This is a genomic window from Limnohabitans sp. Hippo4 (genome assembly GCF_003063605.1).
Lineage (GTDB): Bacteria > Pseudomonadota > Gammaproteobacteria > Burkholderiales > Burkholderiaceae_C > Limnohabitans_A.
Genome location: NZ_NESE01000001.1, coordinates 100,975 through 112,220 on the forward strand (window position 1 = coordinate 100,975; position 11,246 = coordinate 112,220).

At 51.6% G+C, this 11,246-nt stretch carries 8 protein-coding genes; 1 reads left to right on the plus strand and 7 read right to left on the minus strand.

All coding sequences use genetic code 11. The features are described 5' to 3' along the window. Window positions 1-15 precede the first annotated feature (15 nt). Complete coding sequence (locus B9Z46_RS00480; protein WP_108254157.1) at window positions 16-2,649, minus strand: [protein-PII] uridylyltransferase; 2,634 nt, start codon at window positions 2,647-2,649, stop codon at window positions 16-18. Window positions 2,650-2,653: 4 nt separating this feature from the next. Continuing rightward, a complete protein-coding gene (gene map, locus B9Z46_RS00485; RefSeq protein ID WP_108254158.1) occupies window positions 2,654-3,457 on the minus strand; it encodes a type I methionyl aminopeptidase in 804 nt (267 codons plus the stop codon). 131 nt (window positions 3,458-3,588) lie between these two features. Here map and purL point away from each other — a divergent pair, with 131 nt between their 5' ends. Continuing rightward, on the plus strand, window positions 3,589-7,575 hold the full coding sequence (gene purL, locus B9Z46_RS00490; protein WP_233245861.1) for a phosphoribosylformylglycinamidine synthase: 3,987 nt from the start codon (window positions 3,589-3,591) through the stop codon (window positions 7,573-7,575). Window positions 7,576-7,656: 81 nt separating this feature from the next. Here purL and B9Z46_RS00495 read toward each other — a convergent pair whose 3' ends face one another. From B9Z46_RS00495 to B9Z46_RS00515, 5 genes are read right to left on the minus strand one after another with little or no spacing between them, the layout of a single operon-like run. Beyond that, window positions 7,657-8,430, minus strand: coding sequence for a peptidylprolyl isomerase (locus B9Z46_RS00495; protein WP_055360786.1), 774 nt, complete (start codon window positions 8,428-8,430; stop codon window positions 7,657-7,659). A 24-nt stretch (window positions 8,431-8,454) separates the two neighbouring features. Then, on the minus strand, window positions 8,455-8,742 hold the full coding sequence (locus B9Z46_RS00500) for a BolA family transcriptional regulator (RefSeq protein ID WP_108254159.1): 288 nt from the start codon (window positions 8,740-8,742) through the stop codon (window positions 8,455-8,457). Beyond that, entirely contained in the window at window positions 8,739-9,311 is a 573-nt protein-coding gene (locus B9Z46_RS00505) for a septation protein A (RefSeq protein WP_108254160.1), read from the minus strand. The genes B9Z46_RS00500 and B9Z46_RS00505 overlap by 4 nt, the downstream gene beginning before the upstream one ends. A gap of 1 nt (window position 9,312) precedes the next feature. Further along, window positions 9,313-9,726 carry a peptide-methionine (R)-S-oxide reductase MsrB gene (msrB, locus tag B9Z46_RS00510; protein ID WP_055361954.1) on the minus strand — a complete coding sequence of 138 codons (414 nt, stop codon included), beginning with the start codon at window positions 9,724-9,726 and terminating at the stop codon, window positions 9,313-9,315. Window positions 9,727-9,747: 21 nt separating this feature from the next. Beyond that, window positions 9,748-11,217 carry a YdiU family protein gene (locus B9Z46_RS00515; protein WP_233245862.1) on the minus strand — a complete coding sequence of 490 codons (1,470 nt, stop codon included), beginning with the start codon at window positions 11,215-11,217 and terminating at the stop codon, window positions 9,748-9,750. Between the last annotated feature and the right edge of the window lie 29 nt (window positions 11,218-11,246).

Below are 11,246 nucleotides of genomic sequence, written 5' to 3' on the forward strand. Positions count from 1 at the left end.
GGCGACTAGGCAGCTTCAAGCCTGCAAGACTTGCAACAACTCGGTCTCAATTTCAATTTGCTCACGGTTGTGTTGCAATGCAGAGCCTTCAATTAAGAAGGTGTCTTCTACACGTTCACCCAAGGTACTGATCTTGGCCAACTTGAGGCTGATACCGTGCTTTGCCAAAACGGTGGCCACGCTGTAAAGCAAACCCAATCGATCGCTTGCCGAAATACCCAAGAGCCAGCTTTGGGCTTTTTCGTCGGGGTGCAAGGTGATGCGGGGTGCAATGGGGAAATTTTTCACACGCCGAGAGACACGTCCTTTTGTAGGTGCGGGCAGTGTTCCTTGACTGTCAATGGTGCTGCACAACCCAGACTCCACCATGGTGATCAACTCACGGTAATGCTCCGGGAGCAAAGACGTCACTACTTGGAATGTATCGAGGGCGTAGCCATTGTTGGCGGTGTGAATTTTGGCATCCAAAATGCTAAATCCGGCTTGATCAAAATAGCCGCAAATGCGCGCAAACAAATCGGGTTGATCGGCGGTGTAAACCAAAATCTGCAAGCCTTCGCCGATGGGGGAGATGCGTGCGCGAACGATGCTTTTGCCATCTAAGTTGGCTATGGCGGTTTCACCAGGTTTGGCAACGTAGCGCGAAAGTTGGCGTGCATGCCAAGCAATTTCGCTGGCGTCATGACGCATGAAGTAGCCCACGTCCAAGGTATCCCATAATGCCTTTTGGCCATCGTGCGGTTCGGAGTGACGTGCCAATTCAATCAAGGCATCACGTTTACGGGCTTCAATTTCGGCATTGGCATCAGGCGCACGACCGCCCAACACGCGCAAGGTGTATCTGTACAAATCTTCGAGTAACTTGCCTTTCCAGGCATTCCACACTTTGGGACTGGTGCCACGAATGTCGGCCACTGTCAACAGGTACAGGGCCGTTAAATGACGTTCGTTGCCCACACGTTTGGCAAACGCTGCAACGACGTCCGGATCGCTCAAGTCTTCCTTTTGAGCCACATGGCTCATGGTCAAGTGCTCCCCGACCAAGAAAGCAATCAGCTTGGCATCTTCTTTGGGGATACCGTGATGCCTGCAAAATTGTTGAACTTCAGCCACACCCAACTTCGAGTGATCGCCACCGCGCCCTTTGGCGATGTCGTGAAACAGGGCGGCTGTGTAGAGGATGTAGGGCTTGTCCCATCCTGCTGCAAGTTGAGAGCAAAATGGGTACTCGTGCGCATGGTCTGCAATGAAAAAACGGCGGACGTTGCGCAAGACCATCATGATGTGCTGGTCCACGGTATAGACGTGAAACAGATCGTGCTGCATCTGACCCACAATGTTTCTGAACACCCACAGGTATCGACCCAACACGGAAGTTTGGTTCATCAAGCGAAGTGCATGCGTGATGCCTTGACTTTCCTGCAAAATTTTCAGAAATGTAGCGCGGTTGACAGGATCGCGCCGAAACTTGGCATCCATGACGTTGCGAACGTTGTAGAGCGCACGCAAGGTTTTGGCTGACAGGCCCTTCACGCCGTGCGTTTGCTGGTACATCAAGAATGTCTCAAGAATGGCGTGTGGGTGCTTTTGGTACAAGTCATCTTGTGCCACTTCCAACAAACCATTGCGTTCGTCAAAATGATCGTTCAAACGCCTCACTTCAATGCGAATGTCGCCGCGTTGCGCTTGCAGATACGCTTCGATGTTGAGCATCAAAATTTGGTTCAACTGCGTCACAGCCTTGGCAGCCCAGTAGTATTGACGCATCAGCACTTCACTGGCGCGCTGGGTGTGTTTGCCCTCTGGTGTACTTTTGGCTTGATACCCAAAACTTTCGGCCAGTGCATGTTGCAAATCAAAAACCAAGCGATCTTCTCGACGTTTGGCCAGCAAATGAAGCCTTGCGCGGATGAGGCTTAAAACGGCTTCGTTGCGTTTGATCTGCTTAACTTCTAAAGGAGTGGCCAAACCTTTGATTGCCAAATCGTCCCAAGTACTTCCCAAGCCTGCAGCCCGTGTGACCCACAAGATGATTTGCAAATCGCGCAAACCACCAGGTGATTCTTTGCAATTGGGCTCAAGAGAATAGGGCGTGTTTTCAAATTTGTTGTGGCGCTGCTGAAGTTCCAGTGATTTGGCTACAAAAAAAGCATGGGGGTCCATGGCGGCTTGGTAGCTACTTTGAAACTTCGCAAACAAAGATTTGCTGCCGGTGATGTAGCGGCTCTCGAGCAGCGAAGTTTGCACCGTGATGTCTTTGGCAGACTCCTCTAGGCAATCCTTGAGGGTACGGACACTCGACCCAATTTCCAAGCCGCTGTCCCAGCAACTGCCGATGAAATTCTCAAGTTTGGTTTTGAGTTCTTCTGACGCATCAGGATTGGCGTGGTCGGGCAACAAGACCAGCACATCCAAGTCGGAGGAGGGGAACAACTCGCCCCGTCCAAAACCGCCGACGGCAATGAGGCTTTCACCATTGTCAAAGCCAGCTTGGTTCCACAGTTGGATCAATAATTTGTCGGCCAGCGTGGCCAATCGCATCAGGCTGCGTTTCAAACCACGGCCATTGGCTGCGCTGTTGGCAATGTTGGCCCACAACGCTTGCTTTTCTTGACGATAGGAGTCTCGAAATGCCGACAAGTCAGCCATGGTCTTAGCCCTTGATGAAAGCGGGAACGGGTGGGCTTCCTGCTGACAAAGTCAGGACTTCGTAGCCCGTATCCGTCACCAAGATGGTGTGTTCCCACTGGGCTGACAAAGAGCGGTCTTTGGTGACGATGGTCCAACCATCGCCCATTTCCTTGATCTCGCGTTTGCCTGCGTTGATCATGGGTTCAATGGTGAAGGTCATGCCGGGCTTGAGCTCTTCTAGGGTGCCAGGTTTTCCATAATGCAAAACTTGAGGCTCCTCATGAAACACGCGCCCAATGCCATGACCGCAAAACTCACGAACAATGGAAAAGCCCATGTTCTCTGCGAATTTTTGAATGGCCCAACCAATGTCGCCTAAGCGAGCGCCCGGTTTGACTTGCGCAATGCCATGCCACATGGCTTCGTAGGTGGCGTTGCAAAGTCTTTTGGCCGCAATGGAAACGTCGCCCACCATGAACATGCGGCTGGTGTCGCCATGCCACCCATCTTTGATGACAGTGATGTCAATGTTGACGATGTCACCTTTTTTCAAGGCTTTCTCATTGGGGATGCCGTGGCAAACCTGATGGTTAATGGAAGTGCAAATGGATTTGGGATAGGGCGAATAACCTGGGGGCTGGTAGTTCAGTGGGGCTGGAATGGTGCCTTGAACATTGACCATGTAATCGTGGGCCAATTTGTCCAGTTCGTTGGTGGTGACACCTGGCACCACAAAGGGTGTCAAATAATCGAGTACTTCGGAAGCCAGTCGGCCGGCGACTCGCATGCCTTCTGCGCCTTGGGGGTCTTTGGGGGTGATCGTCATGGGGGGTGATTATCCCATCCAACGGGTAACTTTGCTCAAAATGGACTTGTCAGCGGTTAAAATAAGCACTCGTTCAATGCCCCAGTCAGCGGCATTTGAGACACTTTCCCTACTGCCCTCAAGGCCACCCTGTGACCCTGCAAACTCTCATTTTGGACGGCGGCAACGCCCTCAGCGAATTCCGTATTCAGCAACTTCTGCCGCGCCTGCAGGTCATTTGCCCCGATGTGACGGGTCTGTCTGGCCACTTCCTCCACCTCGTTGCCAGCGAGTCGCCCCTCTCAGACGATGCGCAGAAGGTTCTAGCTTCCCTGCTGACTTACGGTGACCCTGCAGTGCCCACGGCCAACAGCAAATTGGATTGGCACCTTTGTGTATCGCCTCGTTTAGGGACAGTGTCACCATGGGCATCCAAAGCCACGGACATTGCACACAACTGTGGCCTGACGGTTCGCCGCATCGAACGCTTGGTTGAATACCGCCTGCAAATGCGTTCTGCATCTCAGGTGCAAAACCTGCAGCCACAAATTCAGTTGGCTTTGGCCGATTTGTTGCACGACCGCATGACAGAGTCCATCCTTGCAAAACGCGAAGATGCATTGGCCCTGTTCACAGAACTTCAAGCGCAAGCCCTTTTGCATGTGGATGTTTTGAAGGATGGACGCACAGCATTGGTCAAGGCCAATCAAGAATTTGGCTTGGCCTTGGCCGAAGATGAAATTGATTATTTGCTGAGCTCATTTCAGCACTTGGGCCGCAACCCTACGGACGTTGAGTTGATGATGTTTGCGCAGGCCAACAGCGAGCACTGCCGTCATAAAATTTTCAACGCCCAATTCACCATCGATGGACAAGCCCAATCTCATAGCTTGTTTGGCATGATTCGCCATACCCATCAGCAAAACCCTCAACACACTGTTGTGGCGTATTCAGACAACGCGTCCATCATGACTGGCCATGAAGTTGAACGTTTTGTCGCGAAAAATGGTGGCGCCTATGCCAAAGAAAAAGCGCTTCACCATGTGTTGATGAAAGTTGAGACGCACAACCATCCCACCGCCATTTCGCCTTTCCCTGGCGCTTCAACCGGGGCAGGTGGTGAGATTCGTGACGAAGGTGCGACAGGACGAGGCTCCAAACCCAAAGCCGGTTTAACAGGATTTACAGTCTCCAAATTGTGGAACAGTCCACACGGTAAACCTGATCACATGGCCAGTCCGTTGCAGATCATGACCGAAGGCCCATTGGGGGGCGCAGCGTTCAACAATGAATTTGGCCGTCCTAACTTGTTGGGTTACTTTCGTGAGTATGAACAAGAAGTGGACGGTGTTTTGCGGGGTTATCACAAGCCCATCATGATTGCGGGAGGCTTGGGCGTCATCGACGACATTCAAACCCAAAAGATCCAATTTCCTGCGGGCACGCTGCTGATTCAATTGGGCGGCCCAGGCATGCTGATTGGCATGGGTGGCAGTGCGGCCAGTTCCATGGCATCCGGCACCAACGCAGCCAACTTGGATTTCGATTCTGTTCAACGTGGCAATCCTGAAATTGAACGTCGCGCGCAAGAGGTCATCAACCATTGCTGGGTGATGGGCAAAGACAATCCTATTTTGGCGATTCACGATGTGGGGGCCGGCGGTTTGTCCAATGCCTTCCCAGAACTCACCAACGACGCAGGTCGTGGGGCGCGTTTTGATTTGCGCGCAGTGCCTTTGGAAGCCTCTGGCTTGTCCCCCAAAGAAATTTGGTCCAACGAAAGTCAAGAGCGCTACGTTTTGGCCATCGCACCTGAATCTTTGCCTCAATTCAAAGCCTTTTGCGAGCGCGAGCGTTGCCCATTTGCCGTCGTAGGTGTTGCCACTGAAGAGCGTCAATTGATTTTGGCCGATGGCCAAGCCACATCACCTGAAACCGAAAATCCCGTCAACATGCCGATGAATGTGCTGTTGGGAAAGCCACCCAAAATGCACCGTGATGTGAAGTCGCTCAAGCGCAATATCACGCCGCTCAATCTCACCGGTGTTGATTTGCAAGACGCAGTGGTTCAAGTCTTGAGCCATCCTACTGTGGCTTCCAAACGTTTCCTCATCACCATTGGTGACCGCACAGTGGGCGGCTTGACGCACAGAGATCAAATGGTCGGTCCATGGCAAGTACCCGTGGCCGATTGCGCAGTCACCTTGGCCGACTATCAAAGTTTCCAAGGTGAGGCCATGAGCATGGGCGAACGCACGCCATTGGCCAGCGTTGACGCAGCGGCATCGGGTCGTATGGCCGTGGCTGAAGCCATTACCAATTTGTTGGCGGCACCCATTGAACTCGACCGCGTCAAACTCAGCGCCAATTGGATGGCTGCTTGCGGCGAACCTGGTGAAGATGCTGCGTTGTATGAAACCGTCAAAGCGGTTGGTCTTGAACTGTGCCCCGCACTGGGTGTGTCAATTCCCGTGGGCAAAGACAGTTTGTCGATGAAAACCCAGTGGGCCGTGGATGGTCAAACACGCAAAGTGACGTCGCCAGTCAGTTTGATTGTCAGTGCCTTCGCCAGTTTGCCGGATGTGCGTAGAACGCTCACGCCTCAATTGAATGCCACCTTGGATGACACGTCGCTCATTCTGATTGATCTCAGCCATGGCCAATCACGCATGGGGGGCAGCATCTTGAGTCAGGTGCTCAATCAATCGGGCGATCAGGTACCTGATTTGGAAACGCCCGCCAATTTGGTCAACTTGGTCAAAGTGATTAATCAATTGCGCACCCAAGACAAACTGCTGGCGTATCACGATCGCAGTGATGGCGGCTTGTTCTGTGCCGTGGCTGAAATGTGTTTTGCCGGACAAGTGGGCGTAGCGCTTAATTTGGACATGCTGGTGACAGAGGGCGATGGCATCTCAGACAGCCGTGCCGACCATGGCGATGCCAAAAACTGGGCTCAACAAGTCAGCGCCCGTCGTCATGAATTGACACTCAAAGCCTTGTTCAATGAAGAACTGGGCGTGGTGATTCAAATCAACACCCAAGATCGCGGGGAAGTGATGCAAGCCTTGCGTGATCATGGCTTGTCCAAACACAGCCACGTCATTGGTAAAACTCGCCCTGTGCAAGCAGCGGTTCAAAAAGGTGTTGGCGAGATCAGCATTTGGCGTGACACCCAAGAGATATTTTCTGCCAAATTAGAAGACCTCCACCAAGTTTGGGACAGCGTCAGTTGGAAAATTTGCCAACAGCGTGACAACCCCGTTTGCGCAGACAGCGAACACGCTTCAGCAGGTAACCCTGCCAATCCTGGTTTGCACGTCGCTTTGACATTCAAGCCAGAGGAGAATGTAGCGGCACCCTGGTTGAATTTGGCCAAACCCAAAGTGGCCATTCTGCGCGAGCAGGGCGTCAACTCGCATGTGGAAATGGCCTATGCATTCGCAGAAGCCGGTTTTGAATCGCACGATGTTCACATGACCGATTTGCAAAGTGGTCGGGTCAGCTTGAAAGACTTTCAAGGCTTGGTGGCTTGCGGTGGTTTCAGTTACGGTGACACCTTGGGCGCAGGCATTGGTTGGGCCCGCAGCATCACATTCAATCCCGCCTTGTCAGAACAATTTAAATCTTACTTTGCGCGCCAAGATACCTTTGGCTTGGGTGTTTGCAATGGTTGCCAGATGTTTGCTGAGTTGGCAGACATCATTCCCGGCGCACAAGATTGGCCACGCTTCACCACCAACCAAAGTGAACGTTTTGAAGCGCGTCTCTCCATGGTGGAAGTCTTGCCGTCGCCCAGTCTGTTTTTCCAAGACATGACCGGTAGTCGTTTGCCCATCGCAGTGGCGCACGGTGAAGGCTATGCAAATTTCAAATACCGCGGCAATGCGAACAAAGCGATTGGCGCCATGCGTTTCGTGGACAACTGGGGTGCCGCCACAGAAGCCTACCCCGCCAATCCCAATGGCAGTCCTGCTGGCTTGACGGCAGTGACAACGGCCGACGGTCGCTTTACGGCCATGATGCCGCATCCTGAGCGTGTGTTCCGCAACGTTCAAATGAGTTTCACCACGGGTGATATTTCATCGCACAGCCCATGGTTGCGCATGTGGCAAAACGCGCGTCGCTGGCTGAAATAAAAAAAGCACTGACACCTTCCGGTGTTCAGTGCTTTCTTCCGAGAAGAACCGCGTCGCGGATGCGTTGCAGTTCTGCTTGTCTTACTGAACCTTGGCTTTAGCGCGCAAGTCTTCTTGGAATTTACCCAGCTTAGATTGCGTCAATTGCTGGGTGATTTGGGGTTTCACTTCATCCAATTTAGGCAATTGAGCTTCGCGCACATCGTCCACACGAATGATGTGAAAACCAAACTGGCTTTTCACTGGCGCATCTGTCATCTGACCTTTGTCAAGTTTCACCATGGCATTTGAAAACTCGGGTACATAGCTGGCCGCATTGGCCCAATCGAGGTCACCGCCATTGGCACCAGAACCTGGATCTTTAGAAGCCTTTTTGGCCAGATCTTCAAATTTGCCACCTTTTTTGATCTCGGCAATCAGGGCCTTGGCTTCATCTTCTTTCTCAACCAAGATGTGACGCGCACGGTATTCCTTGCCGCCATTGGCTGCCACGAACTTGTCGTATTCAGCTTTGATTTCGGCGTCAGTGACTGGGTTCTTTTTCTGGAAGTTGGCAAAGAGTTCACGAATCAACAGGCTTTGGCGTGCCAATTCAAGTTGTGCTTTGTAATCTTCGCTGGCATCGAGACCGCGCTTACGGGCTTCTTGCATGAAAATTTCGCGGGCAATCAGCTCTTCTTTGATCTGGGCCAAGATTTCAGGGGTGACAGGTCGGCCAGAGCGTTCAACTTGCTGCTTCAGGGCTTCTACGCGTGAGCTGGGAACAGGCTTGCCATTCACCACAGCCAAGTTTTGTGCCCAGGCAGACATGCTGAATGCCGCCACCAAGCTCAGGGCCAATTTAGAAATTTTCATCGGGATCCTCAAATCAATTAAAAGTTATCGAAATTCTATGGCCAGGGCATGAAGACCGTTGTCTAAGAATTCTTGGAGCGAATCATACACAAGACGATGGCGCTGAACGCGGCTGATATTCTCAAAATGAGAAGAAGCGATGCGAACCCTAAAATGACTGTTCATGCCGCTGTCGGTGGCACCTGAATGGCCCGCATGCTGTGAACTTTCATCGATGACTTCGAGAAAAGTCGGCTGAAATTGCTGCCGCAAAACCTGTTCGATCAGGGGTTGCCAAGGCTCATTGTTTTGTAAAGTTAAGGGCTTGTTCATGGCGAAGGAGGCGTGTCACCAGGCTTAACAGAAGTCTCAGCCTCTTCAGAAGGAATGTGCTTTGCAATGTAAATGCCTGTTCCAACGATGAACATCAATGGAAAGACATAACCCCAAATTTTAAAATTAACCCACTCTTCGGTCGTAAATTCAATGGCGACGTAAGCGTTCAATGCGGCCATGAAAAAGCAATACATCGTCCAAGCCACACTGAGGGTTTGCCAATTGGCATGAGGCAAGTTAACTTGCGCACCCAACATGGTCTTCAGAAAGTTCTTTTTGAACACAAACTGCGACACCAATAATCCGAGGCCCAAGCAGCCATAAAGCAGGGTGGGTTTGAATTTGATGAAGCGCTCATCGTGCAAGAAAAGGGTGAGGCTCCCAAAAACCAGAATCAAGCCCAGCGTTGCTTTTTGCATGGTGGCCAACTTGCCTTCTAGCTTGTACATCCACAAACTTTGAATGACGGTGGCGGCCATCAAGACAGCCGTGGCCGCGTAGATGTCCGCAAATTTGTAAGCCCCAAAAAATAACAAGATGGGAAATAAATCGAGTGCAATTTTCATCTTATTTTTTTTCGAAATTCAAAGAAGCTGAATTCATGCAGTAACGCAAACCTGTGGGTTCGGGACCGTCTTCAAACACATGGCCAAGGTGTGCGCCACATTGGGCGCAAACACTTTCAACGCGCACCATGCCGTGACTTCGGTCGACCTTTTGTGCAATTGCATTTTCATTGGCGGCTTGGTAGAACGAGGGCCAGCCGCATCCTGCATCAAACTTGGTTGTGGCATCGAACAATACCGCATCGCAGCAGATACAGGTGTATTGACCTGGTTCCCAATGTGTTTCGTATTTGCCTGTGAAGGGGCGCTCTGTTGCCGCTTTGCGCGTCACTTCGAAAGCCAATGGCTCTGCATTGCGCGCGCGCAGCCAAGCGCGCCATTCATCGTCGGTTTTGGGTAAGTTGGAACTTGTCATGTTCATTCACTCCATGTCACATTAAGAAGAGCAACTGATTTCGATCTCAGAGGCCCAAGAGGGGGGCAAGTTGGCATAGGCTTCAAACTCGGGTTGTTCGTCAAACGGTGACTGCAACAATTTGAAGAGTTTAGCCACCTCAGAATGGTCGCCTAACTTGGATTTTTGGATGGCCAATTCCACCAAGTGGTTGCGCAGCACGAACTTGGGATTGACAGAGAGCATGCCTTGCACGGCTTCGATATCGCCTTGGTGCTGCAAATGCGCCATGTAGTTGTTTTGCCAATCTTGAAACTTGCCTGTGTCTAAGAATAAATCCTTCACAGCTTGCCATGCGTCGTGCGACTGCTGGGTCTGAGATGCCGCATGACTGAGACGGCGCCAAAGCAGCGTGAAGTCTGTTCTTTCTGTCGCCATCATTTGTAGCAAGGATTGAATCAGGGCCATGTTGGCGGCATCGTCTTCTTCATTGACTTGTGACAAGCCCAGTTTCATAGAGAAGTTGTGTGTCCAGTGGGCTGTGTAAGCTTCTTTGTAGGGCTCTAATGCCTTCATGGCCAATTCTTGATCGTCGATCAGAGGCATCAACGCTTGACCTAAACAAAACAGATTCCAGTAGGCGATTTGCGGTTGCTTGTCGTAAGCGTAGCGGCCTGAATGGTCAGAATGATTGCAGATGTGGTGCGGATGAAAACCGTCCATGAACTGGAAGGGGCCATAGTCCAAAGTCAGCCCCAAAATGCTCATGTTGTCGGTGTTCAAAACACCATGACAAAACCCTATGGCTTGCCATTGCGCCACCAATTGCGCTGTTTTCAAACTCACTTCATGTAGCAAGTCTGCATAAGGATTTCCCAAGCTGGTTTCTTGACCTTCAAAATGATGTTCAATGACGAAATCGGCCAATTGCTTTAAGGCGTTTGGATGGGCCGATTGATTTGCAAAATGTTCAAAGTGACCAAAGCGGATGAAGCTGGGCGCAACGCGCGTCACAATGGCCGCTGTTTCAAGTTCTTCTCGGAGTACGGGCAATGAAGTGCCGGTTAAGCACAGTGCCCGTGTGGTGGGTACGCCCAAGCCAGCCATGGCTTCACTGCACAAGTACTCTCGAATGCTAGACCTTAAAACGGCGCGCCCATCCCCCATTCTGGAAAACGGTGTTTGACCAGCGCCTTTGAGCTGAATTTCAAATGAGCCTTGAGGCGTTGCAAACTCCCCTAGGCTCAAGGCACGGCCATCACCCAATTGTCCAGCCCAATGGCCGAATTGGTGCCCGCTGTAAACACTGGCGCGCGGCGCCATGCCTTCCCATAACCCATTCCCACTGAAAACCGCCAAGGCTTCTTCGGTGTCAAGCCATGCGTCTGGCAAGCCACAAGCCTTCAAAAAGCTTGGATTTTGGGCCACCCAGTAGGGGGTTGGTACAGGTGTGGGCAAGACTTCTGCTGTGAAGGCAGGTCCCAAGGCAGCATATTGGTTGATCCAGGTCATTTTCTGATTGTCGGTGTCTTTGGATGAAC

Coding starts and splice junctions, on each gene's coding strand:
- B9Z46_RS00480 (WP_108254157.1), bottom strand. CDS start 2,649: ATGGCTGACTTGTCGGCATTTCGAGACTCCTATCGTCAAGAAAAGCAA.
- map (WP_108254158.1), bottom strand. CDS start 3,457: ATGACGATCACCCCCAAAGACCCCCAAGGCGCAGAAGGCATGCGAGTC.
- B9Z46_RS00495 (WP_055360786.1), bottom strand. CDS start 8,430: ATGAAAATTTCTAAATTGGCCCTGAGCTTGGTGGCGGCATTCAGCATG.
- B9Z46_RS00500 (WP_108254159.1), bottom strand. CDS start 8,742: ATGAACAAGCCCTTAACTTTACAAAACAATGAGCCTTGGCAACCCCTG.
- B9Z46_RS00505 (WP_108254160.1), bottom strand. CDS start 9,311: ATGAAAATTGCACTCGATTTATTTCCCATCTTGTTATTTTTTGGGGCT.
- msrB (WP_055361954.1), bottom strand. CDS start 9,726: ATGACAAGTTCCAACTTACCCAAAACCGACGATGAATGGCGCGCTTGG.
- B9Z46_RS00515 (WP_233245862.1), bottom strand. CDS start 11,217: ATGACCTGGATCAACCAATATGCTGCCTTGGGACCTGCCTTCACAGCA.